Origin of the sequence: Nostoc sp., from assembly GCF_036919495.1 — a bacterium.
In the GTDB taxonomy this organism is placed as follows: domain Bacteria; phylum Cyanobacteriota; class Cyanobacteriia; order Cyanobacteriales; family Nostocaceae; genus Nostoc.
In genome coordinates, this window is the sequence record NZ_JBALBZ010000070.1 from 1 (window position 1) to 4,849 (window position 4,849).

Annotated in this window: 2 protein-coding genes and 1 pseudogene; 2 read left to right on the forward strand and 1 reads right to left on the reverse strand. The window is 43.1% G+C overall.

The features are described 5' to 3' along the window. Positions 1-314: 314 nt before the first annotated feature. Positions 315-1,627: pseudogene (locus V7K25_RS09485) on the forward strand (NF041680 family putative transposase). A 502-nt stretch (positions 1,628-2,129) separates the two neighbouring features. Beyond that, the gene (gene uvsE, locus V7K25_RS09490; protein WP_335157255.1) at positions 2,130-3,086 is read left to right on the forward strand and encodes a UV DNA damage repair endonuclease UvsE; all 957 of its coding nucleotides are present in this window, start codon (positions 2,130-2,132) and stop codon (positions 3,084-3,086) included. Positions 3,087-3,406: 320 nt separating this feature from the next. On the opposite strand, the gene V7K25_RS09495 is transcribed toward uvsE, so the two are convergent. Next, on the reverse strand, positions 3,407-4,702 hold the full coding sequence (locus V7K25_RS09495; protein WP_335157257.1) for a chloride channel protein: 1,296 nt from the start codon (positions 4,700-4,702) through the stop codon (positions 3,407-3,409). Positions 4,703-4,849: the final 147 nt, after the last annotated feature.

The window sequence follows — 4,849 nt, forward strand, 5'->3', positions numbered from 1 at the left end:
CTGGAGTTTAGACTAAAAGCGATATGAGAGAACGCAAACCAAATGGAATTAGAGGTTAAAAATATTATCTTGTCAGCCTCAAAGCATCCGCGACCTTGAACAATTATTGTGTAGTATGCTTGCCGAGAAAATAATACAATAATGATAATCATTAAAATGGTGGGAGAGAAACGAGCGACGCTCGTTTCTCTCCCACCCCCCCCCATTCGATTATCATTATCAGATAATCAGCAAGAAAAAAGGGGTGTCTGATTGAATACAGTCCCCTTTTTGGTAGAAGGTGAGAAAAGAACTACCATTACTCACCTACCAACATGAAAAATGCCAGACTTGAAGAGTTTCGTCAAGTAGCCTACAAATATTTAGGTAGAGCCAAAGATCGCTACGCGCTTTGAATTAACAGATGCCATATTGCTGACCCGCACTGTCTATTCCTTAGCAGACTTATCCTTATCACCAGTATTCAGACGCTCTTTTGCCAAGTATTTATGAAGCGCTACAAGATAGCAGACCGCAGCGACAGAAATTGATGCAGTTATACATCAAACAGATACCAGTAGAGGGACGACCCTTGTTAGCAGGCGACCACACAAACTGGCCTCGCCCGGATGCAGTAACGCTGCAAGAGAGGACTTATGAGCATAGTGGCACATCCATAGCAGAAAATAAACCGATTACCATTGGTCAAGGATATAGCACAATTGCTTGGATACCAGAAAAATCAGGTAGTTGGGCCCTACCCTTGAGACATGAACGGATCACAAGTGCCGAAAGTCCAATTCAGAAAGCGGTTTGGCAACTTAAACAGGTGTGTAAGCATTTAGCCGTTAGACCAATTTCAGTTTGGGACAGTGAGTATGGTTGTGCCCCTTTTTTGTTAAAAACTGCGAGTATTCCAGCAGATATTTTGGTACGATTGCGTTCAAATCTTTGTTTATGGGGCGAGCCAGGAGCTTATAAGGGTTTGGGCTGTCCCAGGAAACATGGTGATAAATTCAAGTTGAATGAACCAACAACATGGAGCCAAGCAGCATCTGTCTTCGAGGTAGATGATCCGAAACTAAAACGGGTACGGGTTAGCTTGTGGAAAAATCTGCATTTCCGTAAAGCGGTGACGCGTCCGATGTCACTTTTAAGAGTTGAACGTCAAGATGTTCAAGGTAATCAACGAGTATCGAAACCTTTGTGGTTAGCTTGGGCAGGAGAAGAAATGCCTCCCTTAGAAGAAGTTTGGCAACTTTACTTGCGTCGCTTTACAATTGATCACTGGTATCGCTTTTTAAAACAACGACTCCACTGGACTGTTCCCAAGCTAAGTACCCCCAAGCAATCTGAAAGATGGAGTGACTTAATGCCCCTGATGACTTGGGAGTTGTGGTTAGCCCGTGATATCGTTACTGACAACCCTTTACCCTGGCAAAAATCAATCGATAATTTGACTCCTGGACGAGTCGCTCAAGCTATGGGTGGAGTTTTTGCGGTGATTGGTACTCCAGCCCTTCCACCCAAACCTCGCGGAAAGTCCCCTGGTTGGGAAGCAGGAAAAAAGCGTCACCGTAAAAACCGATGCCCGATTGTTAAAAAAACAGTAACACGACCACGTAAAGAAGCATCTGTTGCTGTTTAATACCTTAGATTATTCATACTTTTGCTAAGTCTCTGATTAACTCAGCCCTGCTGGGTCATTTTGTATGGCTTAGTCTAAACTCCAGTTATAGCGGTTCCCACTCAGATGCGGTACAACATTATATCGCAAGGTGTAGGGGCAAGGTGCAATACCCATTTGTGTCAACTTAACGTAAAAGCCATGTCCCGCATGGAACTAAAGTTCCTTGCTAATAGCAGAAGTCATCTGAAGATGACTAAATATTCCTAAAAATCTTTAGTCTACTTCAGTAGACTTTAGCTATGAGCCTTGAACTTTAGTTCGAGGCGGGTGAGTCAGCTTTCAGTTAAGCTATTTTTAGCTTAAGTTGACAGGTATGGGCCTGCTGTGCCCCTACGGATGTACCTCACGTAAACGAGAACCGCCGCTATAAGGCTTCATTCTTTAGGTACTAGTAAGCTAGTGATAAAACTTGTTTAAATTAAAGAATGGCTCAAAATAGGCAATAAGTTAGTATTAGTTAATGACCGTAATCGAGTTTCCAAATTTACCTAATTCACAGCAGTGCCAAAAAAGTACACTGCCCCATTTAGGGCTAGTTTGCATCACCTCTGACAAACAAGTGCGTTTTCGGACAATGACACGCACCCGATACTTAAAACTTTCCCAAAGCGATCGCCAAACCGCCCTAACTGAACTGTATCGGCATAACTTACAGCGCTTGCATGACGCCCTTTCCTTTTGTGAGCAGAATCAAATTCAGCTTTACCGGATGTCTTCAGCAATATTTCCTCTAAGTGACTTAGACGACAAAATCGGCGCAAATATATTAGAGTTAATGAGCGCTGATTTAGTAACAATCGGTCAACGAGCAAATGCATTGAACATAAGAATGGTGTTGCATCCAGATCAATATGTAGTGCTGAGTTCTGATTCTCCCGAAGTGGTACAAGCAAGCATCAATAATTTAGTAGGACATGCACGTATATTTGACTTACTAGGCTTACCGCGATCGCCTTGGTCATTGATGAATATTCATGGTGGCAAATCTCAACGGGCTGAACAACTAGTAAAAGTAATTTCCGAACTACCAGAGAACATTAAAAGCCGTTTGACTCTAGAAAACGATGAATACGCCTATAGTGCGGATGAGATTTTAGCAGTATGTCAACAAACTGGCGTACCAATGGTATTTGATGCCCATCACCATATTTGCCACGAAAATTTAGATAGCTACGATCATCCAAGTGTAGCATCCATGTTTTACGCAGCGCGAGAAACTTGGACAAATCCAGATTGGCAATTAGTCCATATTTCTAATGGTGAGCAAGCTTTCAATGACAGAAAACACAGCGACTTGATTACCGATATGCCCAACGTCTACCACCAAGCACCGTGGATCGAAGTCGAAGCCAAACAAAAAGAACAAGCGATCGCACATTTGCGCTCTTGGTGGCTAATCAACAATAATTATACCTAAATTAACACAATACCTAGCTAGTTTTGAAGGTTTGTAGTAAGGACTTTAGTGCTTAGAAGATTAGGACTAAAGTCCTTACTACGAACTTAGGGACTTCCAATAAATAAATTATCCAATCTTGTGGGGTGGGCATCTTGCCCGCCTTTGACTATGGGTGGGCGAGACGCCCACCCCACAATAAATAGTTGTATATTTTTTTATTTGGAAGTCCCTTACTTACTCTTCTTTCCTTCTTCCTTTGCGCTCTTTGCGACTGCCTCTCCTTTGCGGTTCGTTCCTTTACCCTTCAAACTTCCCTTGACAGACTACTACTTACCCCTTCATTGAGTAACTTCTCTCTGAGACTTCAATTGAGATGCAATCAAGGGAACTTTGGGCGCGAGAAAAAATCCAATTAAACTGGCAAAAAGAATTGGCGTAAAAGGACTCAAATTAGCCAGTTTTGACAGTAGCAAAGTCGTACTTATGGGTGTACGCGTTACAGCTGCATTAACAGCCGCCATTGTACAAATCATCGCAAGGGCCGGATTAATCCCCGGAATTAAGACTGCTACTGCTTTACCAATACAAGCACCAGTGAAAAACAAAGGGATGATGAATCCACCGCGCCACCCACCTGTTACTGTAATGCTAATGGCAGCCATTTTACCAAGAGCAAGAGTTAAGAGAAAAACAGCAGGAAAGTTAGTAGTGAGGACTGACTCTAGTTCTTCATGTCCAAAATAACGGGTTAGGGGTAATAAAACTGCTAAAGTGCCAAGCCCGAACCCTGCTAGTGTTGTGTGTACATAAATGGGGCCGGGAATTCGAGCAACCAAGTAATCGCAGCCCCGAAAAATGCCGATAAAAATCCATCCCGCCACCGCCCCGATGATGCCGAACATGATAGCGATCGCAAAATCATCAATCTTGTCTAGGTGGTACTGGGGAAAATGCCAAGTCGGCGCAATTCCTAAATGTGTAATTGCTGCAAATACCAAATAACTAGCGCAACTCGAAACAATGGCTGGCATCAAGGCTTCGTAATATTCCACAATATGCTGATGGTGTAAAATCTCCAGGGCGAACATTGCACCGCCAAGAGGTGCGCCAAACAAGGCAGTGAAACCAGCTGCCATCGCTGCTAAACTCATGGTTCTAAGGTCTTCACCCTGGAGTTTTAGGCGATCGGCAACCCAAGTACCAAAAGAACCTGTTACCTGCACCAATGGTGCTTCTGGGCCAGCACTGCCGCCTGCCGATATGCTGATTAGAGAAGCAAGAATCATTGAGGGATTTTTGCGAGCATCTAAGCGTCCGCCACGAAAATGGATATTATCAACAATCACGGCGATTTCACCGGGATTTCCTAAAAAATGAATCACCAGCCCGATAACTAAACCAGCTAGTGGCATCACTATCAGGAGGCTAAAACCTTCAAATCGTTGCAGATGGTGAGTTAAAAGTTCTAAAACATTCCAGTACAACGCAGCAAATAGACCACCAGCAACACCTACAACTACCCAGCAGATCACCCACTGCGAAATCATCAAGGGATTACGTTTTAGCAGTCCAAAAAGTTGAGGAAATGTCCAGCGTTGAGTTTGATTGGTAGCGGGGGGCTTTTTTGGTAACACTGCTTATTTCCTATTTATGAAACGGAGAATACAGAATATTTACGTTTTTTATAGTAGACATCTCCAAAATAGTAACGTTCTGTGGTAAAAGAACATCAGAGAGCTTTTTTGACATAGAAATATGAGCAACATACTGAAACACATTGA